The following is a 1919-nucleotide window of genomic DNA, read 5'->3' as shown; positions in this document are numbered from 1 at the left end:
TTACAGAATACTCGTCTTTAATCTCATTGTACATTGCATTGTATACACTTTCAATATCTACAGTCCTGTCAATTTCTCTCATCACTCGTACACTACCGTCATGCTCGATAACCACGCTTGCCTCAACAAAATCATGAGCAAAAGCCATCCTAATATCCGCCCATGAAAAACGCCCGCGGTATCTGCGTCGGTGGTCTTTATGTAAATAAGCCTTTAAAGCCACTAGTGTTTATCGTAATCTTCAACGCTCTAAAACTTCAATACTTACTATCTCATCATCACTGAAAAATATATAGTCCTCGCCATCATAGAGCGTTAAAGAATCCTTTCCGGTTTCATCGTTATCTTCTTTACCCGTGATGTCATCAACTACCCCTATAAACATTTTGCCATTTACAGCTTTAATTTGTACTCTTTTCCCCCACCAATTACCGTTTATTTTCATAAATTTAGTCCTTTCTCGATACTATATGTATCCGTTATTTAGAATAAACGTGTCTACCCCTATCGCTCTGATAGCAGGCTCGCTCTTTATCCTTCGCCGCCGTTTGTTCGACAAATAAAAAACGCCCGCTGTCGCGGGCGTTACTTTTTTCTATTCGCGGCGCACGCGGCAAATACCGCGCTCGCAATTACGCAGGAAGCGTAACATATGTTCCACTTCTTCGGACGCGTCCAATTCATGTTCCATCTCAGAAATCGCTTCCGAAAGACGCAGGTTGGAACGATATAAAAGTCGATACGCGCGTTTCAAGTCGCGTTTGACGGCGGCGGAAATACCGCTGCGCGCCATGCCGACGCTGTTCAGACCGACAACGCGCGCCGGATTACCGTCCGCGATCACGAACGGCGGCACATCCTGAACCACTTTGGTCATCGCGCCGATCATGCAGTTACGACCGATTTTCACAAACTGATGAACACCGGCCATACCGCCGATGACAGCGCGATCTTCGACGACTACATGGCCCGCCAGACCCGCGAAGCTGCTGATGACTACATGGTTGCCCACATTGCAGTTATGCGCGACATGCGTATACGCCTGCAACAGGCAATGCGAACCGACGTGCGTTTCCTGTCCTTCACCGGTCGCGCGGCTGACGGTCACGAATTCGCGAATGTCCGTATAATCTCCGATGGATGTCGTGCTGCGTTCCCCTTCGAATTTCAGATCCTGCGGATCGCTGCCGATCGACGCGCCGGGGTAAATATGACAATATTTACCGATCGTGGTGTACGGATGAATGACGACATGCGCATCAATACGCGTGCCTTCTCCGATCACCGTATCCGCGCAAATCACGGCATACGGTCCGATTTCCACGTTACTGTGCAGAACCGCGCTCGGATCGACTACCGCCGTTTCGTGAATATTCGGTTCATGCTTTTCTACAAGTTGTAATCCCATACTATCTCTCCCGCTATTTGCTATGTAAACTGTATGAATCAGTTCAGTTTTATTGTTTATTTTATAATCCGTATTTCGGGTAAATATATAACTTCCATTTCAAGCTTTCTCGTGCCATTAGCGATGTCTAGAATGGGAATTCAATGAATTGCTCACGTTTTTGACTTAATTCATGCTTTTTAATTGTCTTCCTTGGGGGGAAAGATAAAACATGAATTCGCCTTGCACAGCCAGCTCTTCGCCCACATATCCGCGGCAGGCGATTTTTCCTACATTTCCCTTGGTTTTCAATATTTCGATTTCGCTGCGGAACGTATCTCCCGGCCGCACCGATAAACGAAAGCGAACTTTATCCATCCCGGTGAACATCGGCGTCATGCCGCGATGCTCTTCCGGATACAGCAGAGCCACACCGGCGACTTGCGCCATGGCTTCACATAAAAGCACGCCCGGCATAATCGGATTTCCGGGAAAATGTCCTTGAAAATACGGATCGTTCATGGTCACATTT

Annotated in this window: 3 protein-coding genes; all 3 read right to left on the bottom strand. The window is 47.4% G+C overall.

The genetic code is table 11. The features are described from left to right. Positions 1-241 precede the first annotated feature (241 nt). Positions 242-445: a hypothetical protein gene (locus tag KH813_RS06560; protein ID WP_303994542.1), complete on the bottom strand. Its 204-nt coding sequence runs from the start codon at positions 443-445 to the stop codon at positions 242-244. Positions 446-595: 150 nt separating this feature from the next. Next, on the bottom strand, positions 596-1408 hold the full coding sequence (lpxA, locus tag KH813_RS06555) for an acyl-ACP--UDP-N-acetylglucosamine O-acyltransferase (RefSeq protein WP_303994541.1): 813 nt from the start codon (positions 1406-1408) through the stop codon (positions 596-598). 165 nt (positions 1409-1573) lie between these two features. Further along, the coding region (gene fabZ / locus KH813_RS06550; RefSeq protein WP_303994540.1) for a 3-hydroxyacyl-ACP dehydratase FabZ at positions 1574-1919 on the bottom strand (346 nt) is incomplete at its 5' end.

This window comes from Negativicoccus succinicivorans (genome assembly GCF_018373335.1).
GTDB lineage: Bacteria > Bacillota > Negativicutes > Veillonellales > Negativicoccaceae > Negativicoccus > Negativicoccus succinicivorans_A.
Note: the sequence above shows the minus strand (reverse complement) of the source record. Positions and strands in the feature narration are given on the sequence as shown.

What these genes read in the sequence shown, in the direction of transcription:
- KH813_RS06560 (WP_303994542.1), bottom strand. Translation starts at nt 445, where the DNA reads ATGAAAATAAACGGTAATTGGTGGGGGAAAAGAGTACAAATTAAAGCT.
- lpxA (WP_303994541.1), bottom strand. Translation starts at nt 1,408, where the DNA reads ATGGGATTACAACTTGTAGAAAAGCATGAACCGAATATTCACGAAACG.